At 69.8% G+C, this 25,443-nt stretch carries 19 protein-coding genes, 1 tRNA gene, 1 other RNA gene and 1 riboswitch; of the genes, 8 read left to right on the forward strand and 13 right to left on the reverse strand.

What is annotated here, in order from left to right:
* Positions 1 to 57 precede the first annotated feature (57 nt).
* The 5 genes from J7U37_RS18530 to J7U37_RS18550 all read right to left on the reverse strand — a co-directional run bounded on the left by J7U37_RS18530 (position 58) and on the right by J7U37_RS18550 (position 7,421).
* Positions 58 to 1,176 (reverse strand): CocE/NonD family hydrolase, encoded by a 1,119-nt coding sequence (locus tag J7U37_RS18530; RefSeq protein ID WP_247636636.1) that lies wholly within the window; start codon positions 1,174 to 1,176, stop codon positions 58 to 60.
* 446 nt (positions 1,177 to 1,622) lie between these two features.
* Positions 1,623 to 4,415 (reverse strand): type I DNA topoisomerase, encoded by a 2,793-nt coding sequence (gene topA / locus J7U37_RS18535; RefSeq protein ID WP_247636637.1) that lies wholly within the window; start codon positions 4,413 to 4,415, stop codon positions 1,623 to 1,625.
* 158 nt (positions 4,416 to 4,573) lie between these two features.
* On the reverse strand, positions 4,574 to 6,481 hold the full coding sequence (locus J7U37_RS18540) for an AI-2E family transporter (RefSeq protein ID WP_056183026.1): 1,908 nt from the start codon (positions 6,479 to 6,481) through the stop codon (positions 4,574 to 4,576).
* A 124-nt stretch (positions 6,482 to 6,605) separates the two neighbouring features.
* The gene (locus tag J7U37_RS18545; RefSeq protein ID WP_056183028.1) at positions 6,606 to 6,989 is read right to left on the reverse strand and encodes a response regulator; all 384 of its coding nucleotides are present in this window, start codon (positions 6,987 to 6,989) and stop codon (positions 6,606 to 6,608) included.
* 204 nt (positions 6,990 to 7,193) lie between these two features.
* Positions 7,194 to 7,421, reverse strand: a complete 228-nt coding sequence (locus J7U37_RS18550) for a hypothetical protein (RefSeq protein WP_056183242.1) — start codon at positions 7,419 to 7,421, stop codon at positions 7,194 to 7,196.
* 259 nt (positions 7,422 to 7,680) lie between these two features.
* On the opposite strand from J7U37_RS18550, the gene J7U37_RS18555 reads away from it, so the two are divergent.
* The 4 genes from J7U37_RS18555 (at position 7,681) to ssrA (ending at position 9,932) form a co-directional block, all read left to right on the forward strand.
* Positions 7,681 to 8,853 (forward strand): zinc-dependent alcohol dehydrogenase, encoded by a 1,173-nt coding sequence (locus J7U37_RS18555; RefSeq protein WP_247636638.1) that lies wholly within the window; start codon positions 7,681 to 7,683, stop codon positions 8,851 to 8,853.
* Between the two features lie 183 nt (positions 8,854 to 9,036).
* A complete protein-coding gene (locus J7U37_RS18560) occupies positions 9,037 to 9,228 on the forward strand; it encodes a hypothetical protein (protein ID WP_056183034.1) in 192 nt (63 codons plus the stop codon).
* Positions 9,209 to 9,559 carry a hypothetical protein gene (locus J7U37_RS18565; protein ID WP_200935904.1) on the forward strand — a complete coding sequence of 117 codons (351 nt, stop codon included), beginning with the start codon at positions 9,209 to 9,211 and terminating at the stop codon, positions 9,557 to 9,559. The genes J7U37_RS18560 and J7U37_RS18565 overlap by 20 nt, the downstream gene beginning before the upstream one ends.
* A 5-nt stretch (positions 9,560 to 9,564) precedes the next feature.
* Positions 9,565 to 9,932, forward strand: a transfer-messenger RNA (tmRNA) gene (gene ssrA, locus J7U37_RS18570).
* Positions 9,933 to 10,115: 183 nt separating this feature from the next.
* Here ssrA and J7U37_RS18575 read toward each other — a convergent pair.
* Together J7U37_RS18575 and J7U37_RS18580 are read right to left on the reverse strand one after the other, a co-directional pair.
* Complete coding sequence (locus J7U37_RS18575) at positions 10,116 to 10,796, reverse strand: hypothetical protein (protein ID WP_247636639.1); 681 nt, start codon at positions 10,794 to 10,796, stop codon at positions 10,116 to 10,118.
* Positions 10,797 to 10,876: 80 nt separating this feature from the next.
* Complete coding sequence (locus J7U37_RS18580; RefSeq protein ID WP_056183249.1) at positions 10,877 to 11,263, reverse strand: hypothetical protein; 387 nt, start codon at positions 11,261 to 11,263, stop codon at positions 10,877 to 10,879.
* 469 nt (positions 11,264 to 11,732) lie between these two features.
* Between J7U37_RS18580 and J7U37_RS18585 the strand changes: the two genes are divergently transcribed.
* Positions 11,733 to 11,809: transfer RNA gene (locus J7U37_RS18585), tRNA-Arg, on the forward strand.
* Between the two features lie 465 nt (positions 11,810 to 12,274).
* On the opposite strand, the gene J7U37_RS18590 is transcribed toward J7U37_RS18585, so the two are convergent.
* From J7U37_RS18590 to J7U37_RS18610, 5 genes are all read right to left on the reverse strand, one after another.
* On the reverse strand, positions 12,275 to 12,529 hold the full coding sequence (locus J7U37_RS18590; protein ID WP_247636640.1) for a hypothetical protein: 255 nt from the start codon (positions 12,527 to 12,529) through the stop codon (positions 12,275 to 12,277).
* 163 nt (positions 12,530 to 12,692) lie between these two features.
* On the reverse strand, positions 12,693 to 13,058 hold the full coding sequence (locus tag J7U37_RS18595) for a hypothetical protein (protein ID WP_247636641.1): 366 nt from the start codon (positions 13,056 to 13,058) through the stop codon (positions 12,693 to 12,695).
* A 97-nt stretch (positions 13,059 to 13,155) separates the two neighbouring features.
* Positions 13,156 to 16,302: an efflux RND transporter permease subunit gene (locus J7U37_RS18600; protein ID WP_056486789.1), complete on the reverse strand. Its 3,147-nt coding sequence runs from the start codon at positions 16,300 to 16,302 to the stop codon at positions 13,156 to 13,158.
* 25 nt (positions 16,303 to 16,327) lie between these two features.
* Complete coding sequence (locus J7U37_RS18605; RefSeq protein ID WP_247636642.1) at positions 16,328 to 18,049, reverse strand: efflux RND transporter periplasmic adaptor subunit; 1,722 nt, start codon at positions 18,047 to 18,049, stop codon at positions 16,328 to 16,330.
* Between the two features lie 90 nt (positions 18,050 to 18,139).
* Positions 18,140 to 18,655 carry a hypothetical protein gene (locus J7U37_RS18610; RefSeq protein WP_156633937.1) on the reverse strand — a complete coding sequence of 172 codons (516 nt, stop codon included), beginning with the start codon at positions 18,653 to 18,655 and terminating at the stop codon, positions 18,140 to 18,142.
* 345 nt (positions 18,656 to 19,000) lie between these two features.
* On the opposite strand from J7U37_RS18610, the gene J7U37_RS18615 reads away from it, so the two are divergent.
* Positions 19,001 to 20,608, forward strand: coding sequence for a multicopper oxidase family protein (locus J7U37_RS18615; RefSeq protein WP_247636643.1), 1,608 nt, complete (start codon positions 19,001 to 19,003; stop codon positions 20,606 to 20,608).
* A gap of 83 nt (positions 20,609 to 20,691) precedes the next feature.
* Here the strand turns inward: J7U37_RS18615 and J7U37_RS18620 are convergent, their stop codons facing one another.
* On the reverse strand, positions 20,692 to 20,895 hold the full coding sequence (locus J7U37_RS18620) for a DUF2934 domain-containing protein (protein ID WP_056183064.1): 204 nt from the start codon (positions 20,893 to 20,895) through the stop codon (positions 20,692 to 20,694).
* Positions 20,896 to 21,003: 108 nt separating this feature from the next.
* A riboswitch (cobalamin riboswitch) is annotated at positions 21,004 to 21,208 on the forward strand.
* Positions 21,209 to 21,690: 482 nt separating this feature from the next.
* Here J7U37_RS18620 and J7U37_RS18625 point away from each other — a divergent pair.
* Both J7U37_RS18625 and J7U37_RS18630 read left to right on the forward strand, forming a co-directional pair.
* Positions 21,691 to 23,805: a TonB-dependent siderophore receptor gene (locus J7U37_RS18625; protein WP_247636644.1), complete on the forward strand. Its 2,115-nt coding sequence runs from the start codon at positions 21,691 to 21,693 to the stop codon at positions 23,803 to 23,805.
* The gene (locus J7U37_RS18630) at positions 23,805 to 25,268 is read left to right on the forward strand and encodes a PepSY domain-containing protein (RefSeq protein ID WP_247636645.1); all 1,464 of its coding nucleotides are present in this window, start codon (positions 23,805 to 23,807) and stop codon (positions 25,266 to 25,268) included. The genes J7U37_RS18625 and J7U37_RS18630 overlap by 1 nt, the downstream gene beginning before the upstream one ends.
* The last annotated feature ends 175 nt before the right edge of the window (positions 25,269 to 25,443 follow it).

Raw genomic sequence — 25,443 nt, forward strand, 5'->3', positions numbered from 1 at the left:
GTTAACCCGATCGCATGGCACAGGTGTGACGGCCCGGATCGTGACGGGCGTCCGGGTTCATGGATCGACCACATAGGCGTCGTCGACGGCATGGAGCCGGCAGATCGTGCCGGTGGCACGCGCACAATTCGCGAGGGCGCCGTCGCGCGCCTCAAGAGCCGAAACGCGTCCGGTGCGCCAGCCATATCCGCCCGTGGCGGACACGGCAAAGGCCTTGCTGCCGGGGCTGTCGAGATAAGTCTGGAAAGCGGCCCGCCCGGCAGCGCCGAGGGATTGCGGAGGCTTCAGCGACGAGGGTGTCGAAGGACGGACCGCCGGGAGATGAAGACCCTGCCGGACCAGGAACGCCTCGACGATGGGCATCCAGATGTCCCGACCGTTCGGAGCCGAGAACAGGGCGTGACCATCCGACCCGAAGGCCGGAGCGGCGACGAAGCTGACCTGCCCGCCAGCGTCCTGAAAGGCCGCACGGAACCGCCGCGCCAGAGCCGGCCCGAAATAGCGGTCGTTCTCGGTATAGATCCACAGCATCGGTACGTGCGACCGTCGTCCGAAGGTCCCGAAGGCGCGAACCAGCGCGTCCTCGTCACAGACCGAGTCGGGTGCGCGCGAGCCGCGGCCGCCGGCGAAGCTGATCGCTGCCACGAGACCGGAGGGTGGATCGGCCGTGAGCGCCACGGTGGCGAAGCCTCCGGCCGATTGCCCCACCGCGACGATCCTGGCGATATCGACATCATCGCGGCGGGTCATGAACGCGATCGCCGTCCGGATATCGGCCGCGCCCGCCCGAGCCGATCGGGCGTAATCGGCCTTCTCGCAGGGCCCGGAGCCTTCTGCCCAGGGTCCGACCGAGGTGCCGTAGCCCCGACGCAGCACACTCACGGCGACGAAGCCGCGCCGGGCGAACGCCACCAGTTGCGGCATCATCCCGCGCGCGCTCATGCCGGGGCGGTCGCGCGCCTCACGGGGTGATCCGTGGCTGAGGATGACGAGAGGATGCCGGCCGCCACCGAGCGGGAGCACCATGACGGCCTCAAGGCTGCCGCCCTCCTGCGCCGCAATCGGTATCCGTAGATCGACGCCGGCATAGTCCGCGGCCCGAAGCGGCGCGCCTGCAACCCAAAGCGCGGCGAGTCCCCCAAGACCCACCAACCGGAACATCACCCAAACGTGCATGGGGCATTCCGCCGTCGATCGGAGGACAGGATGGCTGGACGAAGGGCCTTGGCCCAAGCTCGGGCAGCCTGGCCTCACCCCGTCCGGAACGCAACCGTTCCGGGTCTTCCGTCCTCCACCGAACGTGTCCCTGCGACGGGGGCGGTCCGTGAAGGCGCCCGGCGACCGTCGCCGACCATCAAACTCACCCGGCAGAGCGATGACACGTGTGGACCGCCCCGGAAGCGGCAGGGCGCGCGGGCGGCACGCCAGGACGGCTCTGCGTGCGGATCGGCGCCGCCATCGACCTCCACGACCGCCAGCCCCCGACGGGTACGGCCCGGAATCAGCCAGGAACCGAAGCGGACCGTTGCCGTTCGGGAGAGCGCCCCGGCCCGCGACCGAGAGGTTTGTCAGGAAACCTCAGCGGTCGCGGGGTGGGACGCAGCCGATGCCGGAGCGGGTGCTCACGCCTTCTTGCGGGCCGCCGCCGTGGGCGTGTCGGCGGCGCTTTTCGCCGGCTTTTTGGCCGCAACCGCCTTCGCCGTCGACTTCGCGGCCGGTTCATCGCTGTCCGCCGCCTTCTTCGCCGGCGCCTTCTCGGCGGCCGCTTTCTTGGCCGGCGCCTTCTTGGCCGCAGCCTTCTTTGCCGGCGCCTTCTTGGCCGGCGCCTTCGCACCCGCAGCCTTGCGCGCCGGAGCCTTCTTCTTGCCCCCGCCCGCGGCTTCCCGCGCGGCGATCAGCTCCAGCGCCTGGGCGAGCCCGATCTCCTCGGCCGCCAGAGTCTTGGGCAGCGTCGCGTTGGTGCTGCCGTCGGTGACGTAGGGGCCGTACTTGCCCGACTTGACCACGATCGGCTTGCCGGTCTCCGGGTGCTCGCCGAGCGCGCGACCGGGATCGGAGGCCGGACCGCGCCGGCCGCCGCCCTGCTCCTTGGCCACGATGAGGTCGATGGCCCGGTTGGCGCCGATCTCCAGCACGTCGTCGTCGCGCCCGAGATTGGCGTACATCTTGCCGTGCTGCACGTAAGGTCCGAAGCGGCCGAGATTGGCCAGGATCGGTTCGCCGGTCTCCGGGTGCCTCGCCACCTCACGGGGAAGCGACAGCAGCTTCAGGGCCATGTCCAGGTCGACCGAGGACGGGCTGGTGCCCTTCGGGATCGAGGAGCGCTTGGGCTTCGGGGCCTCCTTCTCCGTCGAGGCCTCGCCGAGCTGGACGAAGGGACCGAAGCGGCCGTCCCGCACTGTCACGGGCAGGCCGGACGCGGGATCGTTGCCGAGCACGCGGGTGCCCGGCTGGCCGCCGTTCTCCGAGGAGCCCTCACCGTCGCCCTCGACGCCGGAGGCGGCGAGCTGACGGGTGTACTTGCACTCCGGGTAGTTCGAGCAGCCCACGAAGGCGCCGAACTTGCCGAGCTTGAGAGAGAGCTGGCCCGAGCCGCAGGTCGGGCAGGTCCGTGGGTTCGAGCCGTCGGCCTTCTCGGGGAAGATGTGGGCGCCGAGCAGGTCGTTGAGGGCATCGAGCACCTCGGTGACGCGCAGTTCCTTGGTGCCCAGGATCGCGGCGGAAAAATCACGCCAGAAATCGCGCAGCACCTCGCGCCAGTCGATCTCGGCGTTGGAGACCCGGTCGAGCTGGGTTTCGAGCTCGGCGGTGAAGTCGTACTCCACGTAGCGCTTGAAGAAGCTCTCAAGGAAGCCGGTGACGAGGCGGCCCTTGTCCTCCGCCACCAGGCGCTTCTTCTCGATCCGCACGTATTCGCGGTCGCGCAGGGTCTGCAGCACGGCCGCGTAGGTCGAGGGCCGGCCGATGCCGAGCTCTTCCATGCGCTTGACGAGGCTGGCCTCGGAGTAGCGCGGCGGCGGCTCGGTGAAGTGCTGGGTCGAGGCGATGCGCTCGCGCTTGAGCGGATCGCCCGCGCTCATCGGCGGCAGGCGCCGGCCGTCCTCGTCCTCCTCGTCGTCCTTGCCCTCCTGGTAGAGGGTGAGGAAGCCGTCGAACTTCACCACCTGGCCGGTGGCGCGCAGCTCCAGCTTGCGCGGGCCGACCTGGGCGACGATGTCGACCGTGGTGCGCTCCAGCTCGGCCGATTCCATCTGGCTCGCCACCGTGCGGGTCCAGATCAGCTCGTAGAGCCGGGCCTGCTCGGCATCGACGGTGCGGGCCACCGTCTTCGGCAGGCGGCTCATGTCGGTGGGGCGCACGGCCTCGTGCGCCTCCTGGGCGTTCTTGGCCTTGACGCTGTATTTCCGCGGCGCACCCGGCAGATAGCGCTCGCCGTATTCCTTGCCGATCACCCGGCGCACGTCGGCGATGGCTTCGGGCGCCATGTCGACGCCGTCGGTCCGCATATAGGTGATCAGGCCGACCGTCTCGCCGTCGATCTCGACGCCCTCGTAGAGCTTCTGGGCGGCCCGCATGGTCTGGGCCGGCGCCATTCCGAGCTTGCGCGAGGCCTCCTGCTGCAGGGTCGACGTGGTGAAGGGGGGTGCGGGGTGGCGCTTGGCGGGCTTGGCCTCGACGCTGGCAACCTGGAAGGTCGCCAGTTCGAGGTCGCGCTTGAACGCCGCCGCCTCGTCGCCGGTGCCGACGTCGAGGCGCTGGATGCGCTTGCCGTCGGCGCCGGTGAGCCGGGCCTCGAAGCTGGCGCCGGTCTCCGTCGTCAGGGTCGCCACCAGCGACCAGTACTCGCGGGGGCGGAAGACCTCGATCTCGCGCTCGCGCTCGCAGACGAGGCGGAGCGCCACGGATTGCACGCGGCCGGCCGAGCGGGCGCCGGGGAGCTTGCGCCACAGAACCGGCGAGAGGTTGAAGCCCACGAGGTAATCGAGCGCCCGGCGGGCCAGATAGGCATCGACCAGGGCCTGGTCGATCTGCCGGGGCTGGCGCATGGCGGTCTCGACCGCCGCCTTGGTGATGGCGTTGAAGGTCACCCGCTCCACCGGTATGCCCTTGAGGGCGCGCCGGGCGGTGAGCGCCTCGACCACGTGCCAGGAGATCGCTTCGCCCTCGCGATCCGGATCGGTGGCGAGAATCAGGCCGTCGGCGCCCTTGAGCGCCCTGACGATATCGGAGACGCGCTTCGATCCCCGGTCGTCGAGCTCCCACAGCATGTGGAAGTCGGCCTCGGGATCGACGGAACCGTCCTTGGCCGGAAGGTCACGGATGTGGCCGAACGAGGCGAGAACCTCGTAATCGCGACCGAGATACTTGTTGATCGTCTTGGCCTTGGCCGGCGACTCGACGACGACGACTTTCATGTGCTGGTACTAGCCTCTCGTCAGGGCCTGACCCACAGCAACGACCGTTCGCAGATTGTGCGGGGGGCGTCGCCACCCGTCCGGAGAGGGGGTCGGCGCCGGGGAGAAGTGGGTCAACCCTGGGGGGAAGTCAAATGATCGGTCCCGCCGCACCGGTCTCACCCTCGTTTGGCGAAGGTCAGGGCTGCATCGAGGGCACCGTTCAGGGTGGTCACGAGCACGTCGGCCGAGAGGGTCCGCCGCAGGCGATCGAGGGAGGCGGGATCGCGCTCGCGCCAGAAGCCGACCAGTACCCGCACGCCGGGAATCGCCCGCCGCGCCTGGCGGACGTTGAGCCGGATCTGCGACAGGCTGACGGGCTCCAGGTAGGAGAAGCACACCAGGGCGATGCCCCCGAGGTCGTCCGGCACCGCCCCGCGGCGCAGGTCCGCCATCGACATCACCTGCGCGGCGAGGCCGTGGCGGTCGAGGATCTGGCCGAGCATGGACGTCGCCGCCTCGTCGAAGGGGCCGCGGCTCGAGACGCAGAGCACGGGCCGGGCCGCCCGCCAACGCGGCGGGAGTTCGTCCGGGCGCAGCACCATGGCGGCGACCTGCCGGTCCGGCCCGATGGCCGCGAAGGCCGCCGACGTCTCCGAATTGCCCGCCGCCTTGGTGGCGGAGCCGCCCTTCCGGCCCGCCGGCACGGTCCCGAGCCGGGTGACGACCGCCCGCAGAGCGGTGCCGACCTCGTCCTGCCGGGTCCGGTCGAGGGTCCCGCGCGAAAGATCCTCCTGCGCCATCAGCAGGCCGGCCAGCACCACCTCGTCGTAGTAGGTGACGAGGGCGCGCGCCTTCAGGAACATCCGGCCCTGGTCGATCGCCTCCTCGGGATCGCCCGCCAGCATGCGCTGGTAGAAGATCTCGGGCGGCGCCAGGGCCGGCCGGTCGCCCAGGATCACGTCCAGGAACCACAGGCGCTCGATGTGCCGGCCCAGAACCACGAGGCAGACGGTGATCGGCGTGGCCAGCACCAGGCCGATCGGCCCCCACAGGAACGCCCACAGGGTGGCGGCCAGGATCACGGCGATCGGCGAGAGGCCGGTGGAATGGCCGTAGAGCAGGGGCTCGATCACGTGACCGGCGATGGGCTCGACCACGACGAAGAGGGCCGCCGTGGCGATGACCATGCTCCAGCCGGGATCGACGGCGGCGGCCACGATCAGCGGCAGCAGGGCGCTGATCGCGGCGCCGATATAGGGCACGAAGCGCATGATCGCGGCGAGCACCCCGAACAGGATCGGGTTCGGCACCCCGATCCACCACAGCCCGACGCCGATGACGATGCCGAAGGCGATGTTGAGGATGAGCTGGGCCAGGAAGAACCGGCTGAGACGGGCCGCCGCGTCGTCGATGGCCGCCGTGGTCCGCCGCAGATCGCCCGAGCCGGCCAGGCGGATCGCGCGGTTCCGCAGATCCTCCCGCTGCAGCAGGATGAAGATCGTGAAGATCAGGATCAGGCCCGTGGTGGCGAGCGGATGCAGGATCGGCCCCACCACGGCGCCGAGGGTTCCGAGGAGCCCCGCCTTGGCGGAGGCGATCTGCACGTGGAGGGGATGGGCGAGACTGCCGGCGCTGCCCTCGGGGGTCGTGTTCTTCAGGTCCGGCTGTAGCTCGGCGCTGAGGTCCTGCACCATGTCGACCATGCGCGAGAGCGTGCCGCTCCCGGCCGTCGCCTCCTTCAGGGAGGCGATCTTCTCCCGCATGGTGACCTGATAGCGGGGCAGGTCCGAGGCGAGCTGCGCCGTCTCGTTGGCGATCAGGAGGGCGACACCGAGGAGCGCCCCGAAGGCGGTGAGCACCACGACCAGTACGGCGAGCGCCCGCGGGACCCGGATGCGGCGCAGGAGCCTCACCCCCGGCACCAGGACGAAGCTGAGCAGGATCGCCAGCGTCACCGGCACGAAGATGTCGCGCCCGAGATAGAGCGCCGCCGCGATGGTGATCACGAGGAGGCAGGAGGCCAGGGTCGTGAAGACCGGCATCGCCTGCCGCAGCAGGCGGGCGGTGATGGGATCGTCGCTCATGGATGGGCCGGGTCTCGTGGGGGTGAGCGACGCTGGCGCCGACGATCGGATGTCGGGCGGGACGGGCGACGAAGGGGCGGATGAGGGTCGGGCGAAGCCTGGGACGGGACGGGAGCGGCCGCCTTCAGGGCACCGCGGGCGCCTGCGGTCCGACGGCGGCGTTGATCTGCGTCAGCAGCTTGGAGAAATCCACGGGCTTCGGGTGGTAGTCGTTGCAGCCGGCCTGAATCGCCTTGTCGCGGTCGCCCGACATGGCATGGGCGGTCAGCGCGATGATCGGGATACCCTTGGTGTCGCTGCCGGATTTCAGCACCCGGGCCGCCGACCAGCCGTCGAGAATCGGCAGGTTCATGTCGAGGAGGATGACGTCGGGCTGTCCGGTGCGCGCCTGCTGCACGCCGGACTCGCCGTCATGGGCGAGGATCACGTCGTAGCCGCGCCGCTTCAGCCGGCGGGACAGGAAGTCCCAGATCTCCTCGTGATCTTCCACCAGCAGGATTTTCGCCATTGCCCCTGAACCCCTCGAACGTCGCCGGCATCATCACCGCGCAGCCCATCGCACGCCGGACACGCGCCCGGATACCGGTGCCCGAGCAAGACATCAGCCCGGGCCGTCGTGTGAACGCACGATGCGCCGGAACGGTCCATGGCATGCCACGCGATCGCGCGACACAGGGTCCGCGCCGTACCGGCCTGCCTCGATGCGACGCGATCAGGGGAGGGTGGGCGCCGGCGCCGGGCGATCGAGGCTCGTCTGGGGGCGACGATCGCTCAACGGCCCCTGGGTGCCCGGCAGGAGGCCGCTGTCCTGCAGCCAGATCATCAGGATGATCGAGGCCAGCAGGGTCGCGAACGAGGTCAGCCGGCCGATGTAGCGGCGGCGGACGACCATCAGCACCAGGGTCGCGAGCAGCACGAGGGACAGGACGAGGATCAGCATGTGGCCTTCCCGGGCACGCATTCCGGCGCGAATCCGGAGGCCAACGGGACGCAGGCGCCACCCGTTCCCCCCGGCCGGTCCCGCGGAGAAGACCGGGATATCGCAAGAAGCCGCCGGAGAACCGAAAAAATCGCCGGGGAACAAGGCCGCCGGGCCGGACCTTCTCGCGAAGGGCAGCCCCTTTCGAGGGCTCCCCCTCTCCCCACAACCAGCCCTGCCCACGCGCAGGAACCCGGTATCGGCCGGATGGAGATCCGCGATGAAGGCATTGTGCTGGCACGGCAAGGGCGACATCCGCTGCGATACGGTCCCGGACCCGCAGATCGAGGATGCGCGCGACGTCATCATCAAGGTGACGAGCTGCGCGATCTGCGGTTCGGATCTCCACCTGATGGACGGCCAGATGCCCACCATGGAGTCCGGCGACGTGCTCGGCCATGAGTTCATGGGCGAGGTGGTCGAGGTCGGGGCCGGCTTCACCAAGTTCCGCAAGGGCGACCGCATCGTGGTGCCCTTCAACATCAATTGCGGCGCGTGCCGGCAGTGCCGGCTCGGCAACTGGTCGGTCTGCGAGCGCTCCAACCGCAATGCCCAGATGGCGGCGGCCCAGTTCGGCTACACCACCGCGGGCCTGTTCGGCTACTCGCACCTCACCGGCGGCTACGCGGGCGGACAGGCGGAATACGTCCGCGTGCCGATGGCCGACGTCGCCCCCATGAAGGTGCCGGACGGCATGGACGACGAGTCGGTCCTGTTCCTCACCGACATCCTGCCGACCGGCTGGCAGGCCGCCGAGCATTGCGAGATCAAGGGCGGCGAGATCATCGCGGTCTGGGGCGCCGGTCCCGTCGGCCTGTTCGCGATCCAGTCGGCCAAGATCATGGGCGCCGAGCGCATCATCGCCATCGAGACCGTGCCCGAGCGCATCGCGCTGGCCCGCCGCTACGGCGCCACCGACGTGATCGACTTCATGCAGGAGGACGTCTTCGAGCGCATCCAGGAGATCAGCAAGGGGCAGGGCGCCGACGGCGTCATCGATTGCGTCGGCATGGAGGCCACCGCCGGCCACGGCATCGCCGGGATGCTCAGCACCCTGCAGGAGAAGCTGACCTCGACCGAGCGTCCCTACGTGCTGGCGGAGGCGATCAAGGCGGTGCGGCCCTGCGGCATCGTCTCGGTGCCGGGCGTCTATGGCGGGCCGGTGCCGATCAACATGGGCTCGATCGTCCAGAAGGGCCTGACCCTGAAGAGCGGCCAGACCCACGTGAAGCGCTACCTCGAGACGCTGACGAAGCTGATCCAGGAGGGCCGGTTCGACATGACCGCGATGATCACGCACCGCTCCGCCGACCTCGCCGACGGCCCCGACCTCTACGAGACGTTCCGCGATAAGAAGGACGGCTGCGTGAAGGTGGTCTTCCACCCCAACTGAATCGCATCGGACCGGAACCACGGCTCGATCGTATCGATCCCGCTCTAACCCGGTGCCGGCAAAGATCGGAACCGGGTCGCACGCTGAATCTCGGCGCGCGATCCGAGGACACGACAGGATATCTCCGTCGTTCTGCTCCCCTGTGCATTGCCGGTCGGCCCCGGCATCCGCTAAAGCCCAGTCATGTCAGACTTGGATTCTCTCCTCGAACGCCTCAAGGACGCTCAGAGGACGCTCATCCTCGAAGCCGCGAAGATCGCCATGCTGCCGCCCGACAGCATGCTGCGGCGCATCGCCGACCTCGAGAACACCATCGCGGCGGTCGAGGCCCTCATCGAGGAACAGGCGCATCGCCGTGGCCGCGCGGCCGAATAGGGCCGGCCCACCGCTGGAAACCCCGGACGGGCGCTACATCGTAGTGCGCGGCCGCCTCTGGCGCCGGACGCGGCCCGACCTCGACCCTGCGCGCCGAGAGGCGCTGGTGGCGGCCCTGATGGACGGGCGCCGGGCCGTGAAGACCGCCAAGGCCGCAGGGGACGGCGGTGCCCTCGCGCAGGCGCGGGCCGCTGTCGATGCCGCCAAGCACGGCCTCGGCGAGCGCGGCCCGGTCTGGTGGACCGACGGGACGCCCGACCTCAACCGGCACATGGCCCGCAACACCCCCTATGCCGACTGGTACGCCGAGGCCGTGGGTGCGGCGGGATAACGCAGCATCTGGACCCGCCGGGTGATCGCGCGTATATCGGACCTGCGGTTGATGACCGGTTCGTAATAACGTTTCAGGACCCGGAGGGCAGTACTCCGGCGCCTCCACCATAAGCCCACGAGCGCCAGCGCCGGTGGGTTTCTGATGGGGGCGAAATAGGATCGACTGGGCGGTAAAGGGATCGCGAGTTCGCTTGCACTTCGGTGCAGGACGATGCGGCTGTCGGTAAGGACTCGACCGGTTCGACGCAGGCAACCCCTGTTTCGGGCATTTGGCCAAAACTCTAAATGCCAACGATAACGTTGTCATGGATGCCCGCCTCGCGGCGTAAGCATCTTGCGGTAGGGTAACCGTCGAAACAGAACCCGGGGCTTCGGCTCCGGGACCCACCTTTTCCCGGACGTCGCGCATCGCGCGACGGGGCGTATGCCACCGGACCTGAAAAAGCCCCGACGCCGATCCGGCGCGGGGCTTTTTCTTGGGCTCGATGGTCTTGCGACCCGAGGCCGGGTCGAACGACCACCCCAGAGAGAGGGTGGCCGTCCGGATCAGCCGATCAGACCGGCGTGGTCGGGTAGGCACGCACGCGATTGCGACCCTCGACGGTGCCTCCGAGCGCATTGCCCGGAATCGCGTCCGGCGAGGTCGCAGCGGCGGCCTGCGGCGCGGTCCAGCCATCGGCGCGCCAGTTCTGCGCGCGCTCGTCCACGTCGATCGAGCCGTGCTCCTCCAGGATGTCCATCACGCGGGTGGCGTGCGCCTGATCGGCCCGGACCGTTACCAGGGTGCCGCCGCGGCGCACGCCCTCGCTGTAGGTGTGGGCATCCGTCTCGCTCAAGCCGGCCCCGGTCAAGCCGCCCGCGAGACCGCCGGCGGCCGCACCGATGCCGGCGCCGGTCAGCGTCGCCACCAGCCATCCGGCGGCCACCACCGGGCCGACGCCCGGGATCGCCAGGAGGCCGAGGCCGGTCAGGAGGCCGGCGGCCCCGCCCAGGACCGTGCCCACGGTCGCGCCCGCGCCCGCGCCGGTGCTGGCCTTCTCGGGGGTGTCCCCATGCGTATGCGGATCGAGGTCGGTTGTGGTGGTGGTGCCGAGACGGCCGGCGTGGCGGTCGCCCTCGTTGTTGCTCACGATGCTGATGTCGGAATGCGAGACGCCGGCGGCCTCCAGCTTGGAGACGGCGGTGCTGGCGTCATCGTAATTGTCGTACAGGGCGGTGATGGTCTGCTGGGCCATGGGATGAATTCCTCTGGGAAAGCCGATCGGGGAGAGCCGCGCGGAGCGGGAGACGTGCTCCGGTCGCGCGGCGCGATGCGCTACTGCGCGGCGACGTTGCCCTTGAAGTCGACACCAACCTTGACGGGCTTGCCGTCCAGCATCGCCTGGCCGCGCCAGATGCCCTTGTCGTCCTTGGTCAGGCCCTTGACGTCCTTGTAGCCCGCCTCGGTGAGACGGTGATGGGTCTGGGCCTCGGTGAAGCTGTTGGCGCCTTCCTCGAGCTTGGCGTTGGCGGCGGCCTTGGTGGTGGCGGGCTTGGTCGCGTCGGGCTTGTCGGTGTTGGGCCGGGTCACGGCCTCCTGGCCGCCCGACGTGGCGCTCGACTTGGCGTCCGGAGCTGGGGTGCCGGTGACAGTGGTCTGTGCGAATGCCGGCCCCGCGCCGAGGACCGACAGAAGGGCGAGGGTGGTCAGGGAGCGTTTCACGGCATTCTCCTTGGAAGGCATCTGAGAACCGCCGATCCGGTACGGAACGTCCGAAGCAGCGAAAGTCCCTCTCAATCCCGCGAGACCGCAAAGCGTTCCCGGATGCACGTCAAGAATAGCAGCCCGAATGGCCGACACGTTCCGATCGGAAAAAGGTTCCTTCATGATCTGACACGATACATCAAATGAAACGGCAAGCTGATCCTGCGCCGGCGAAAGTCATTCCTGCAACAAAGATCGCTCGTGAACCCTCAAGCTCTCTGTTCGCTCGCCGGGAACACGCCTATCCGCTGCGAAGAGCTGGACCCGGACGCTGCCGGAGCCCAAGCGCGAAGCGCCGCTGCCCACGCCCCGGGTCCCGAAATCCGGCCGGCGCGAAAAACTTGTCCGGCCAGGGTTGCCAGGGCAAAACGGAGCCTCTAAACACCCGCTCACACCGGGGCGGCGCCTACCAGCCACCCGGTCGCAGGCGCCCGTAGCTCAGCTGGATAGAGCACCAGACTACGAATCTGGGGGTCAGAGGTTCGAATCCTTTCGGGCGCGCCATTTACCTTATCCAATACATCTCACAGTCGTAACGATCTGGCTGGGTCGCTGGTGCGCGTAGGCGCTCCACCGCTGCGTCGGGCGTTGACGTCAATCCGGTGCGGATCGTGGGAGCCGAGATCGCGAAGTTTCGGTTGCTGGCGACAGATCGGCAGGACCGTCCCGTACAGACGCGGGTGATGCGGTCGCGCAGGGGGCGCAGGCCTGCGGCGGCGCGGAACCAGGCCTGATATTCGGTATGACCCGATATCGCACATGTCCTGCCGGCGGGGTCGGACGGGCTCGGACGGATGACGCCCGGGATCGCGTCGGGACGGCGTATCGCCGGTCCATCTTCCCAATATTCAGGCGCGTCCTCGCGAGGGCGGGTGGTCGGCGCGGATGACCGCGCCGGCGAAGGCTTTTGCCTGCCAGATCCGACCTGAATCCCTAGGCCCGGTTCTGCGGGCAGGGCGGGGGCTGGTTTCAGTGGCTGTGCTTGCTCGCCGGCGCGGTGTCCTTGGGCTGGTGGTGATGCCCCTCGTTGGCCGCGGGCGCCTCGGCCGGCTTCTTCATGGCGTCCGGGGCGGTGGGGCTATGCCCCGGTCCGCCCGCGGTGCCGCCGCGGTTGGGCGTCGGCTGGGTCTGCTGCTCGGCATTCGCGTTGCCCTGGTCGTCGGCCAGAGCCGGGGAGGCGGCGGCGAGAGCGACCAGCAGGGGGAGCACGGTGGTGAACGTCATGAGGTGACTGCCTTGGTTGTTCGCGTTGGCGTGATCAGAGCCGTCTCGGCCGCCTGACCGGTGGTTCGCAAACGGGAGACGCGCCTGCGCGCGTGTCCCTCTGCATCCCTGTGCGGGATCGTCCGGCGCCGTCCGACCGCGCGTGCGGCGGATGCGCGAGGCCTCAATGCAATTTGCCGTTGGCGGTCGCGCCGTCGGGTCCGGTGAGCTGGACCGCGCCCTTCGGACGCTCCCCGAGCGCCATCGGCGCCGTGCCGGAGAGACGATTGCCCTCGGCCGGCGCGAGGGGGATGCGGGTGGCCTTGCCGCCGAGGACGAGGATCGCCGCGCCCTTGAAGCCGCCCGCCGGCACCGGTTCCTGCTTGGCGTTCGTGACGAAGAGGTCGACGGTCTCGCCCTTGGCGACCAGTTCGACGTGATACGCGCCGACATCCGTCGTCCGGCCGCCATGCTGGCCGGCCGCCTCGTGCGCGTCGGCCGCCACGGCCGTCAGCAGGCCGGCGAGCAGGGTCATCGTCCATCGCATCATCGGTTCTTTCCTCGTCGGGTGGCCGTGTCAGATGGCCGTCTCGGGTAGCTTGGTCGGGGGGGGTGGCTTGGTCGGGCGGCTTGGTCGGGTGGCTGGATCAGAACGCCTCGACCTGTCGGGGCTTGGCGCCCTCCGGAAGAGGGGCCTCGGCGGCTTCGGCCTGGGCCGCCCGCAGGCGCTCCAACGGCGCCCGCCCGAAGCGCAGGAACAGGACCGGCGTCAGCACCGTGTCGAGGAGGGTCGCGCTGATCAGGCCGCCGAAGATGGTCACCGCGACCGGGTGCAGGATCTCCTTGCCCGGGGTCGCGGCGTCGTAGAGCAGCGGCACCAGGGCCACGCCGGCCGACAGGGCGGTCATCAGCACCGGCGTCAGGCGCTCCAGGCTGCCCCGCACCACGAGGTCGCGCCCGAACGGCATGCCCTCGTGCAGCGACAGGTTCAGGTAGTGGCTGATCTTCAGGATGCCGTTGCGGGCGCTGATGCCCGTCAGGGTGATGAACCCGATCATCGACGCCACGGAGAGCGGCTGCCCCACCAGCCACAGCGCGAGCACGCTGCCGATGAGGGCGAGCGGCACGTTGCCCATGATGATCAGCGCCAGCACGGCCGAGCGGTAGCGGCTGTAGAGGATGGCGAAGACCAGGGCGAGGGACAGGGTGGACAGGGCCGCGATGGTGCGGCTCGCCTCCTCCTGCGCCTGGAAGGTTCCCTCGAGCTTGGCGAAGAACCCCGGGGGAAGCTTGGCCTCGGCCACCTGCTCGCGAATGGCCGCCACGATGGTGCCCATGTCGCTGTCCCCGTTGGTGTTGGCCTGCACCACGACACGGCGCCGGCTGTTCTCCCGCAGGATCTGGTTGGGGCCGTCCGTCTCCCGGATGTCGGCGATCTGGCGCGCCGGCACCCAGCCGGACGGCGTCTCGATCAGGAGGTCTTTGAGCCCTTGCGTCGTGCGCTGCCCTTCGGGCAGACGCAGGAGCACGTCGAAGCGCTTGTAGCCGTCGGCCACGGTCGAGACGACGCGCCCGTTGGAGAGGCGGCTGAGCTGGTCCACCACGGCCGAGGGCTGGACCCCGTAGAGGGCGGCCCGGGTGTAGTCGACCCGGATCTCCAGCTGCGGAATGCGAACCTGCTTCTCCACCTGAAGGTCGACGAGCCCGGGAATCCTGGCCATGCGTTCGCGCAGATCGTTGGCCACGCTGCGCAGGGCATCGAGATCCTCGCCGAAGATCTTCAGGGCTAGCTCGGCCCGCACGCCGGAGAGCATGTGGTCGAGGCGGTGCGAGATCGGCTGCCCGACATTGATCGACACGGGAAGCTGGGCCAGGCGCTGGCGGATGTCGGCGATCACCGCATCCTTGGAGCGACCGCCCCCCTTCAGCTCCACCTCGATCTCGGAGGAATGGACGCCCTCGGCATGCTCGTCGAGTTCGGCCCGGCCGGTGCGGCGGCCGACCGCGCGGACCTCGGGGATATCCAGGAGCAGGCGTTCGGCGATCAGGCCGACGCGGTTGCTCTCGGACAGCGAGATCCCCGGGTTGAACGTCGTGTTGACGGTGAACGAGCCCTCGTTGAAGGGCGGCAGGAAGGCGCGCGGCAGGTTCCAGGCGACGATGCCGGCCACCGTGACGGAGACCGCCACCGTGGCGACCAGCACGCCCTGGTGCCGGAAGGCGACGTCGAGCAGGCGGGCATTGCCGCGCTTGAGCCACCGCAGCAGGGCGCTGTCGTGCTCCGTCAGGCTCTTGAGGCCCGGCAGCAGGTAATAGGCCAGCACCGGCGTCAGGGTCAGCGACACCACGAGGCTCGCCAGGATCGAGATGATGTAGGCCTGGCCCAGGGGCGCGAACAGCCGGCCCTCGATGCCCGACAGGGCGAACAGCGGCACGAACACGAGCACGATGATCATCGTCGCGTAGACGATGCCGGAGCGCACCTCCGAGGACGCCGCCACCACCACGTCGAAGGTCGAGCGCGGCGAGCCGGCCGCCCGGTTCTCGCCGAGCCTGCGGAAGATGTTCTCGACGTCGACCACCGCGTCGTCGACGAGTTCGCCGATGGCGATGGCGAGCCCGCCGAGGGTCATCGTGTTGATCGACAGGCCGGCGAGGTGGAAGGCCACCGCGGTCGCCAGGATCGAGACCGGGATGGCGGTGAGCGAGATGGCCGTGGTGCGCACGTTGAGCAGGAACGCGAACAGCACGATGGCCACCACCACGATGGCCTCGACGAGCACGCGCTCGACATTGGCGATCGAGGCCTCGATGAAGTTCGCCTGACGGAACAGGATCTGGTCGGCCTTGATGCCGTTCGGCAGGGTTGCGGTGATCTCCTTCAGGGCGGACTCGATCTCGCGCGTCAGCTTGACCGTGTCGACGTCGGGCTGCTTCTCGACGGAGACGATGACGCCGGGCTTGCCCATGTAGCCGGCATCGCCGCGCTTCACCTTCGCCGCGAAGGAGACGTCGGCCACCTGGCGCAGGTAGACCGGGGCATCGCCGACATTGGCGACCACGACGCTGCGCAGGTCGTCGAGGCTCATGGTCCGGCCGATGTTCCGGATCAGGAATTCGCGGGCGTACTGATCGGTGAAGCCGCCGCCCGCATTGGTGCCGAACTGCGCCAGGGACGATTCGAGCTGGGCATTGGTCACGCCGAGTGCCCGCATCACCGCCACGTTCGGACTGACCCGGAACTGGCGCACCTCTCCGCCGATGGGAATGACCTGGGCCACGCCCGGGATGGTGAGGAGCCGGGGACGCAGGATGAAGTCGGCGACTTCGCGCATCTCCATGGGGGTGGCCGTCTCGCTGGTGACGCCCACCAGCAGGATCTGCCCCATGATGGAGGAGATCGGCCCCATCTGCGGGGTCACGTTCGGCGGCAGCTGATCACGCACCAGGGTGAGGCGTTCGGCGAGCTGCTGCCGGTTGCGGTAGATGTCGGTGCCCCAGTCGAATTCGACGTAGACGATCGAGAGACCGACGCCGGAAACCGAGCGCACCCGGCTGACGCCGGGCAGGCCGTTCATCCGGGTCTCGATCGGATAGGTGACGAGCTGCTCGACCTCCGGCGGGGCGAACCCCTCAGCCTCGGTCATGATCGTGACCGTCGGTTTGTTCAGGTCGGGAAACACGTCCACCGGCAGCCGCGTCGCCGTGAAGGCCCCGTACAGGATCAGGACGGCGGCGACCGCGAGGACGAGGAGGCGATTGCGCAGGGACTGCGTGACGAGAAAGTTGAACATGGCCTTGCCTCCTCAGCGGACTTGCTCAGCGGACCTGATCGAGGAGTTCGGCACCTTCGGTGACGATGCGCCTGCCCGCGCCGACCCCTTCGGCGACGAGCACGTTGGTCCCGTCGAGGGGCTCGACCCGGACCGGACGGGCCTCGAAACGCTCGGCGGCGACGTGCTCGTAGACGATCGCCTGCCCGTTCCCGGAGCGGATGACGGCGGCGCGCGGAAGGGCGAGGCCGGACTGTTCGGTATCGGTGCCCGCCAGCACGGTGAGGAACTGCCCGACCCGCAGCCCGCTGGTGCTGCCCTGCACGGCGAACTGGACCGGAAGGGCCTGGTTTCGGTCGGCGAGGCCCGCGCCCTTGTAGACCAGGGACAGGGTGCGCCCGTCGGCGAAGCGGGCCGTGGCGTTCTGGGCCGTGGTCAGGGCGTCGAAGCTGAGCGCCTCGACCCACAGGCGGTCGGGGTCCACGATCTGGAACACCATGGCGCCGGCCGCCGCCATCTGGCCCGCCACCGCGGAGGCCTGCGCGATCACCCCGTCGACGGGTGCGACCAGGGCCTCCGGCTGCAGCCGCACCTTGTCGAGGGCCGAGCGGCGGTCCCGCGCTCCCTGCAGTTCGGAGAGGGCGTCGTCGAGCTGGGTCTGGGCGACGGCCCCGGTGGTTGCGAGCTTACGATAGCGATCCACCCGCCGCGCGAGGACGTCGATCTGCTGGTCGAGCTCGCCCTGGCGCTGGCGCATGTCCGAGACGTCGATGGCCTGGACCGGGGGCGTCACGTAGGCGAGCACGTCCCCCTTCTTCACGATCGTGCCGAGCCGCGGGAAGAGCCCGGAGGGCGGCGGCGACAGGCGGCCGCCCACCGAGGATTGCACGACGCCGCTGGCGTTCGGGTCCGGAATGACGCGGGCCGGCAATTCGACGGTGCGGTGGAAGGTGCCCTGCTTCGTCAGAGTGGTGCGCAGGTCGAGGAGGCGCTGGGTCGGCTTGGGTACGAACACGGAGCCGTCGGGCAGGCGCTGGGCGAGGTCCGTCGCGGCTTTTCCGGGACCCGGCAGGGCGGCCCCCGTCACCGGCGCGCCGTGATCCTCGTCGCCGTGGGCGAAGGCGAGCGTGCCCAGGGCCAGGATGACGGCCAGGGCCGCGGCCAGCACGGCCCCCAGCCTCAGGCTGCGCCGCGCCCGCGTCAGTCCGGTGACCAGCACCCCGAGGAGGAAGGCGCCCGCTGCGATCAGCATCGGGTTCTGTGCGCCGAGGCGCGCCTTCAGTTCGGCGACCGGAGAGGCCATCCCCTCGGACATCGGCCCGCCGGTGGCCGCCGCGGTCGCCGAAGACGCCCCCGCCTTCGGCATGGACAGCGGCACGGTGAGGATGTCGACCACGTCCCCCGCGCTGACGGTCACCAGCAAGTCGTGCAGGCCCGACTTGGCGAGCCACGGCACGGGCAGAGCGTAGGCCCCGTCCGCCGTCTTCTCGGCCGTCTGCTGGCCGTCCGGCGTCTCCGCCGTCAGGACGGCGTCCCGGACGGGCTGGTTCGTCCGGAAGTGGTCGAGGTAGAACGTCACCGAGGCATCCCGCAGGATGGCGGTCAACTCGAAGGCATCCGAGACGGCCTCGCCGCGCGGGGCGACGGACGTCAGCACCAGCGCGGGCGTGGCCCCGTCGTCGTGCCCCTCATGAGCCTGCGCGGGACCAGCCAGCGTACCGACCAGCAGCCACACCGCGCCCAGGGCGGCGGCAATTCGAAAAACCATGGGAGAAGCTTCCTCGCGTTCAAATCCCGGGCGTGCCCCCGCCTTTGGCGGGCACGATCCGACCGTCGAGCGCCTCGGGGGCGCCGTTCGTTACGCGCGGAGTCTGGGGGGCCTGGAGAGCGTCTCGGGTCCGAGACCGCGGCGGCGATCGACCTGCCGGGAGACGCGGACCACCCGTCCGTAGGCGAGCGTCGGCAAGGTGGCCGTGGCCGACAGGATGCCCGACGCGCAGCAGATCGGGGTTCCGCAGCGGGTGCCCGTGCACGGACCGGAGCAGCAGCCCCGCCCCGTGTCGTCGGAGATCAGCACCGCCACACGGACCACGGCCGCAGCGCCGAGCAAGACCTCTTCACTGAGGAGGGCTTTCTCACCAAGCAGGGCTTGTTTGCTGAGAAAGGCTTGGTCGCCGAGCACGGCGGGCATTCCCGAACCGACGGTCACCGCCGTGGCGATGTCGGGCGTTGCGGACGCGCCCGCCGGCGCGCTGGGCGCCTCCGCCGTCGTCAGGGCGGCCGTATCCGCAGGGTGATGGCCCTCGTGAGCCCGAGCAGCGGACGGCGCGACGTAGGCGATGATCATCACGATCACCGCCGCCATCAGGCGCACGAATTGCTGCTCGAATCTCATAGGGGCTGGTTACACCATTTCCTGACACCGAGAAATAGGTGGAATTCAGTATGACGGATCGGCAGACGATTTTTATCCTTAAAGATCTCATCACGCCGCGAATGTCATGGGCTCTGCTCTATCAATAGCCGGGAGGATGAGGCTAAAAGATTCGGTCAGAGGCCCATCTGAAGGCATCGCCGTCGAAACGACGGCCCCGTTACCAGGGCAGCGCCGATCGGTCCGCTACGTCCGCGATCGAAGCCCGGTTCGTTCGCGCAACGAACGGCCGCTGGATTGAATTCCAGCCGTCATGGGCGACCGCTTTATCGAAAGACCACCGACATGCAGCGGCGCACATTCCTGGCAGGTCTTGCAGGGGTCCTCGGAACCGGGCCCGCATCGGCTCAGATGAAGCACGACATGGGAGCCATGGGGGACATGGGACCCATGGGTGCCGGGGCCGGGCCGGGCGGCCCGTTGGCACCGATGGCCGGCACCGCGCCGGTCCTGCCGCAGGGGCAGCCGTTGAAGGAGCTGCCCCGGCTCCGCAACCGCTCGACCCGACCCGGTCGATTCGAGGCCACGATCGCGGCGCGCCCCGGCGTGGTCCGCTACGCGGAGGGCCTCGACACGCCGGTGCTGCTCTATGACGGCGGCCATCCGGTGATCGAGGCGCAGGAGGGCGACCGGGTCGCGATCACGTTCCAGAACGGCATTCCGGGGCAACCCTCCACGATCCACTGGCATGGGATGCCGGTGCCGTCCGACCAGGACGGCAACCCGATGAACCCCGTCGCGTCCGGGGCCGAACACGGCTACGCCTTCGACCTGCCCGAGGGCAGTGCGGCGACCTACTGGTTTCATCCGCATCCGCACGGCCTCACCGCCGAACAGGTCTATCGCGGCCTCGCCGGGCTCTTCCTGGTCAAGCCGAAATCCGATCCGATTCCGGCCGCCTATGGCGACACGGTCCTGATGCTCACCGATCTCCGGATCGCGGCGGACGGCACGATGCCGCCCAGCACGATGGTCGACCTGATGAACGGTCGCGTCGGCGACCACGTGCTCGTCAACGGCCAGAGCAATCCGGTGATGACGGTGGCGCCGGGCGAGAAGCGCCGCCTCCGGCTCGTCAACGCGACCAACGCGCGCTACCTGCGCCTGCGCTTCGCGGGCGCCCGCATGACCCTGATCGGCACCGATGGCGGCCTCGTCGAGGCGCCGGTCGCCGTCGACGAGGTGCTGCTCACCCCGGCCGAGCGGGTGGAACTCATCGTCTCCTTCGATCAGCCCGGCCCGGCCAAACTGACCACGCTCGCCTACGAGCGCGGCTGGATGGGACCGGGGGAGCCGAAGGAGGCGGGTAAGGTCCTGCTGACCGCGAACGTGGCGGGACGACCGGCGACGCCGCCACCGCCGCTGCCGAAGATGCTGCGGGCGATCGCCCCGCTCCAGGCCCCGGTCGTCACCCGCCGCTTCGTGCTGACGGAGGACATGGGCTCCATGGATCACGGTGCCATACCGGGCAGGGATCACGGTGCCATGCCGGGCATGGATCACGGTGGAACCGCGAAAGGCGGTGCCGCCTCCGCCAAGCCGCCCGGCAGCCACGACATGAAGTTCCTGATCAACAACAAGAGCTTCGACATGACCCGCATCGACGAGGTCTCGAAGGTCGGCCAGGTCGAACAATGGGACATCGTCAACCAGTCGGACATGGATCACCCGTTCCATGTCCACGGAACCCAGTTCCAGATCGTCGCCTACGAGAGGGACGGACAGGTCAGAACCCCGGGCTATCGCGCCTGGAAGGACACCGTGAACGTCGTGCCCGGCGAGACGGTCCGGCTCCTGCTGCGCCAGGACCAGCCGGGGCCGCGCATGTACCATTGCCACATTCTCGAGCACGAGGAACTCGGCATGATGGGCGTGCTCGACGTCCGATCCTGACGGTTTTCCGCCCCGGCAGGCGGCACGCGCCTCACCGCGGGCCTCGTCGGCCTGACCTCGCCCGAAGGCGAGCCATGCCAGCTTCACCGGGTGGTCGTGTCGGCCCCCGGCGGCGTCTCCGAGGCGGTCCGGTCGGCGGCCGGCTTGCGGCGGGCCTGCTCGGCGCGGAGTTCCCGCTCGGCCATCAGCCAGAACTCGACCTCGAAGCCTTCGGGACGGTGGTTGCGCTCCCAGATCTCGTGGGCGCGCTCGCGGACCCGTTCGAACGTGATCCCATCCTCGGACATCGTGCTTCTGCTCCTTCGTGACCGGCGATCGCAGGTGCGACCCCCGCCGCGGGGCCAACGCTCCCGGGAGCGAATCGTCCCCGTCGATTGACGCCGACGCCGGAAACCGCCTAGCTTCGGCGCGACGGTTCCTCGGATCGAGGATCAAAAGGGAACGCGGTGCGGGGCTCTGCCCCAACGCCGCGGCTGCCCCCGCAACTGTAAGCGGCGAGCCCATCATCAACACGTCACTGGGGGTTGCAAGCCTCTGGGAAGACGATGAGAGGGCGGTGACCCGCGAGCCAGGAGACCTGCCGTCAGTCGTGGTCACACGCGAAACGCATCGGGCGGGGTGTCCTGGTGGGTGTCGGGGCGTTCGCATGCGGCGAACGGACCGACCTCTTCGCGGTGACGTGCCACTCCGCGCGACCCGTCGCGTCAGCCGTCCCGTCGATGCCCGTCTGCGCCCGCGCGTCCCGCTCCCGTCCGCCTCGTCCGATCGCCCCGCGCGGTCCGGAGACGGCTGGCTTGCGGACAACGTCGCGTCCGGCACCACTCAGCGATTGTAACATTATAACATTCGCTTTAGCAGAGGTGGCTCGTCGGCCCTGGCCGATGCCCGCGCCCCTTCCCGGTTGTCCCATGGCCCTCGCCCAAATCCCGTCCCGATCCCCACGCGCCCGACGCGCACGGCAGGGCCAAGTCTTGCCCCTGATATCCTTGCCCCTGATATCCTGGCCCCCGATAACCCGCCCCCCGATATCCCGGCCCCTCACATCCTGGCCGCTCGCGGCCCTGCTCGGCGGCCTGCTGCCGATGCCGGCCGACGCCGCGCCCGGCGAATCCCACTCGGCCGTCACCCTGGAGACCCTGGAGGTCGCGGGCTCCGGGCGCGGCGGCCCGCCGCCCGCCGAGGGGCTGAACCTGCGCAGCTCGAGCCGCAGCGCCAGCCGCCTCGGCCTGACGCCCCTGGAAACCCCCGCCAGCGTCGACGTGATCGCGGGGGAGACCACGCGCCTGCGCGGCCAGAACACGGTGGCGGAGGCCGTCACCCAGAACGCCACCGGCATCACCACGGTGGCGGCCCCCGGCAACGGCAACGGCGCCTTCACGGCCCGGGGCTTCGCCGGCCCGAACTCGATCCAGCAGCTCTACGACGGCACCCGCCTGTTCGTCGGGGCGGGCACCGTCACCTTCCCGTTCGACACCTGGAACGTCGAGCGCATCGAGGTGCTACGTGGGCCGGCCTCCGTGCTCTACGGCGACGGCGCCATCGGCGGCGTGATCAACGTGGTGACCAAGAAGCCGGTCTTCACGCCCTTCAACGTGGCGCGCGCGGCCATCGGCTCGGATGGTCTGGCGCGCTTGGCCCTCGATTCCGGCGGTCCCATCGGGGAGGCGCTCGCCTACCGCCTCAACATCAGCGGCAACCGCGCCGCGGGCTGGATCGCGCCGGACGGCGACTTCCGCAATCTCGCGGTCTCGGGCGCCCTGACCCTGCAGGCGAATCCGGACCTCGCCATCACCCTGAGCCATGATTTCGGCTACCAGGAGCCGACGCGCTACTGGGGCACGCCGCTCATCGACGGGCGCATCCGCGATGCCATCCGGTTCAACAACTACAACGTCCGCGACGCCCAGATCCTCTGGACCGACAACTGGACGCAGCTGCGAGCGGAGTGGACGCCGAGCGCCGACATCACGATCCGCAACACCGCCTACCGGCTCCAGAGCCGGCGCCAGTGGCGGGACGTCGAGCAATACGCCTTCAACCGCGACACCGGGCGGATCGACCGCTCGGACTATCTCGAAATCTATCACAGCCAGGAGCAGATCGGGAATCGCCTCGACGCGACGATCCGGGGCACAGTGTTCGGATTCCGCAACGAATTCCTGGCCGGGTTCGACGTCAACGCCATCGCGTTCCGGCACACCAACAACTTCAGCTCCGAGGGCGGCGGCCTCACCACCAGCGTCGATCCCTTCGCCTATGACCCGGGTCTGTTCCCGGCCAATGGCCGCGCCACTCCGGCCTACGCCACCAACACTCGCCAGGCCTCGGTCTTCGCCGAGAACCGCCTGATCCTGTCCGATCAGCTCTCGCTGCTGGCCGGCATGCGCTACGACGCGCCGGTGCTGCACCGGACCAACCTCGTCACGGGCGCCGCCTTCGAGCAGGATTTCCAGGCGCTCAGCTACCGCTTCGGCGCCGTCTACAACCCGACCCCCCTGCTGGCGCTCTACGCCCAATACGCCACCGCCACCGATCCGGTCGGCAGCCTGATCTCGCTGTCGCAGAATCTGTCCGGTTTGAAGCTCTCCACCGGCGAGCAGGTGGAGGTCGGCGCCAAGGGCGTCGCCTGGAACGGCCGGGCCGAGTGGACCCTGGCCGGCTACCGCATCGTCAAGGACAATCCGATCACGCGGGTGCCGGGCGAGGCGGCGCTCGCGACCCAGGTCGGGCAGCAATCCTCCCTCGGCGTCGAGGCGGCCCTGAGCCTGCACCTGTTCGAGGCCTGGCGCATCGACGCCAACGTGGCCCTGCTTCACGCCCAGTACGACGCCTTCAACCAAAGGGTCGGGAGCGCAGTGGTCTCCTATGCCGGACGCCAGCCCATCGACGTGCCGGAGCGCGTCGGCAATCTCTGGGTCAATTGGGCCTTCGCCCCCGCCTGGGAGGCCCGGATCGGCCTGCAGCACGTGGGCGAGACCTTCAGCGACTTCGGCAACCAGGCGCAGCGCCCGGCCTACACCCTGGTCAATGCCGGTCTCGACCATCAGGTCACGCCGTCCTCGCGGCTGTCCCTGCGAGCCTACAACCTCTTCGACGAGATCTACGCGATCAGCGGCAACGCGGTGAACGGGGTCGGCACCAACTGGCTGCTCGGCCGCCCGCGCTCCTTCGAGGTGGCCTACAGCGTGCGGTTCTGATGCGGGCGCCTTCGACGCGGGCGCTCCTGAAGCCCGTCAAGCGCTGGCTGATCCTCGGCCATCGCTGGCTCGGCATCGTCACCGGGCTGTTCCTCGCCGCCTGGGTGCTGTCGGGGCTGGTGATGCTCTACGTGGCGTTCCCGGCCCTCACCGAGGCCGAGCGCCTGTCCCATCTCACGCCCATCGCCTGGGACCGGGTGCATCTCGGCCCCGACGCGGCCCTGGCCCGGGCCGGGCTCGACCCGCCCCCCGGCGGCCTCAGCCTGTCGATGCGGGGCGGGGCGCCGGTCTATCAGGTCACCACCCGCGACGGCGCGCGCCACGCGGTCTCGGCCGAGACCGGGCAGACCCTCGGCCCCATCGACGCGGCGGCGGCCGTGGCGTCGTTCGGGCCGGGCGCCACCGTGCGGGCGGTGCGGCGCGACCAATGGACGGTGCGGGACCGCTACGACCCTCTGCGCCCCTTCCACGTGGTGGCGCCGGGCGACGCGTCCGGCACCGAGCTCTACGTCTCGGCCCGCACCGGCGCGGTCGTGCTCGATACCACCCGCCGGGAGCGCCTGTGGAACTGGCTCGGGGCGATCCCGCACTGGCTCTACCCGACGCCCCTGCGGGCCCGGGCCGAGCTGTGGCGCGGCACGGTGCTGTGGGTGTCGGGGATCGCCATCGCGGGGGTGCTCAGCGGCCTCGTCCTGGGGATCTGGCGCCTCCGGCTGCGCCGGCCCTACGCCTCGGGGGTGACGCCCTATCGCGGCCTCGCGCGCTGGCACCACCTCCTCGGCACCCTCGGGGGCCTGAGCCTCCTCACCTTCGTGGCGAGCGGCTGGCTCTCGATGAACCCCAACCACTGGTTCTCGCCCCGCTCCCCGCCGGCACCGATGCGCGAGGCCTATGCCGGGCCTGTCCATCCCGTCGACCGCGCCGCCCTCGACGGCCTTGCTCTCGACGACCTTGACCGCGACGATAGGGCCCGACTCCACACCGTCGAGGTCCGGTTCACCCAGGTCGACGATCGGCCCGTGCTGATCGCCGCCGACGCGCGGGGTGGGCGGCGCGTGGTTCCGCCGCCGAGCCCGGAGGCCCTGCGGGCGGCCGCCGCCCGCGTCCTGCCGGAGGCCCGCATCGCCGAGATCGAGACGCTGACCGCCTACGACGCCTACTGGTATCCCCACCACGACACCCGGCCCCTGCCGGTGCTGCGGGTGCGCTTCGACGATGCCGCCGCGACCTGGCTCCACCTCGACCCGGAGACCGGCGCGCTCCTCGACCGCCTCGACGCCAGCGGCCGCCTCCAGCGCTGGCTGTTCGAGGCGCCGCACCGCCTCGATTTCGCGATCCTGTTCCAGGCGCGCCCGGCCTGGGACCTCGTGATGTGGCTCCTCAACGGCCTCGGCGCCGGCATCGCCGTCTCGGGCGTGATCCTGGGCTGGCGCCGCCTGCGCCGCACCGCGCGGGTGGGGTAGGGCCGGGCGGAACACGGCATCACCCTGCCGCCGCGCTCCGTCGGCAGCGACAAGCCCGGCACCCCGCCGCCCGAAGGGAGTCCGTGGCGCCAGCGGACGGCGGACCACGCAGCGCCCGGCCGCTCGGTATCCGGAGACGACCGCTTCTCGACCCGGTGGCGGCGGTGTCTCCCTG

Source organism: Methylobacterium sp. 37f (genome assembly GCF_023093475.1).
Taxonomy (GTDB): Bacteria; Pseudomonadota; Alphaproteobacteria; order Rhizobiales; family Beijerinckiaceae; genus Methylobacterium.

Excerpts from the sequence above, each read along its gene's own strand:
- J7U37_RS18530 (WP_247636636.1), bottom strand. The coding sequence starts at position 1,176 with ATGCACGTTTGGGTGATGTTCCGGTTGGTGGGTCTTGGGGGACTCGCC.
- topA (WP_247636637.1), bottom strand. The coding sequence starts at position 4,415 with ATGAAAGTCGTCGTCGTCGAGTCGCCGGCCAAGGCCAAGACGATCAAC.
- J7U37_RS18540 (WP_056183026.1), bottom strand. The coding sequence starts at position 6,481 with ATGAGCGACGATCCCATCACCGCCCGCCTGCTGCGGCAGGCGATGCCG.
- J7U37_RS18545 (WP_056183028.1), bottom strand. The coding sequence starts at position 6,989 with ATGGCGAAAATCCTGCTGGTGGAAGATCACGAGGAGATCTGGGACTTC.
- J7U37_RS18550 (WP_056183242.1), bottom strand. The coding sequence starts at position 7,421 with ATGCTGATCCTCGTCCTGTCCCTCGTGCTGCTCGCGACCCTGGTGCTG.
- J7U37_RS18555 (WP_247636638.1), top strand. The coding sequence starts at position 7,681 with ATGAAGGCATTGTGCTGGCACGGCAAGGGCGACATCCGCTGCGATACG.
- J7U37_RS18560 (WP_056183034.1), top strand. The coding sequence starts at position 9,037 with ATGTCAGACTTGGATTCTCTCCTCGAACGCCTCAAGGACGCTCAGAGG.
- J7U37_RS18575 (WP_247636639.1), bottom strand. The coding sequence starts at position 10,796 with ATGGCCCAGCAGACCATCACCGCCCTGTACGACAATTACGATGACGCC.
- J7U37_RS18590 (WP_247636640.1), bottom strand. The coding sequence starts at position 12,529 with ATGACGTTCACCACCGTGCTCCCCCTGCTGGTCGCTCTCGCCGCCGCC.
- J7U37_RS18595 (WP_247636641.1), bottom strand. The coding sequence starts at position 13,058 with ATGATGCGATGGACGATGACCCTGCTCGCCGGCCTGCTGACGGCCGTG.
- J7U37_RS18600 (WP_056486789.1), bottom strand. The coding sequence starts at position 16,302 with ATGTTCAACTTTCTCGTCACGCAGTCCCTGCGCAATCGCCTCCTCGTC.
- J7U37_RS18605 (WP_247636642.1), bottom strand. The coding sequence starts at position 18,049 with ATGGTTTTTCGAATTGCCGCCGCCCTGGGCGCGGTGTGGCTGCTGGTC.
- J7U37_RS18615 (WP_247636643.1), top strand. The coding sequence starts at position 19,001 with ATGCAGCGGCGCACATTCCTGGCAGGTCTTGCAGGGGTCCTCGGAACC.
- J7U37_RS18620 (WP_056183064.1), bottom strand. The coding sequence starts at position 20,895 with ATGTCCGAGGATGGGATCACGTTCGAACGGGTCCGCGAGCGCGCCCAC.
- J7U37_RS18625 (WP_247636644.1), top strand. The coding sequence starts at position 21,691 with ATGCCGGCCGACGCCGCGCCCGGCGAATCCCACTCGGCCGTCACCCTG.
- J7U37_RS18630 (WP_247636645.1), top strand. The coding sequence starts at position 23,805 with ATGCGGGCGCCTTCGACGCGGGCGCTCCTGAAGCCCGTCAAGCGCTGG.